The organism is Tessaracoccus sp. OH4464_COT-324, from assembly GCF_003932855.1.
Taxonomy (GTDB): domain Bacteria; phylum Actinomycetota; class Actinomycetes; order Propionibacteriales; family Propionibacteriaceae; genus Arachnia.
This window is the reverse complement of sequence record NZ_RQYZ01000207.1, coordinates 1-258: the sequence shown is the minus strand read 5'-3', so window position 1 is coordinate 258 and position 258 is coordinate 1. Positions and strand designations below refer to the sequence as shown.

1 protein-coding gene is annotated in these 258 nt (G+C 59.3%); it reads right to left on the bottom strand.

The annotated features are described in order from the left end of the window. A partial coding sequence (locus EII42_RS12795; RefSeq protein ID WP_199729921.1) for an SdrD B-like domain-containing protein occupies positions 1 to 258 on the bottom strand: 258 nt, incomplete at both ends.

Here is a 258-nt window from a genome sequence, read left to right as displayed (position 1 = left end):
GACCATCCGGACCAGTCAACGTGAGCGTCACACCGGCAATCGGGCGATCAGTGTCGTCCTGCTTACCGTCCTCGTTCACATCCAGCCACACATAGTCACCAACAGACACACTCGGCCGCACGAAACCAAAGTCCAGCGTCTCATCGCGCTGACCGTCCTCGGTCAGACCCTCAGACTCGGCAAACCCAGTCGAAGAATCCTTATCCCTGGCACCAACACCCGGCTTCGTCGGAATGTAACCCTCCGGAGCAGTCACCG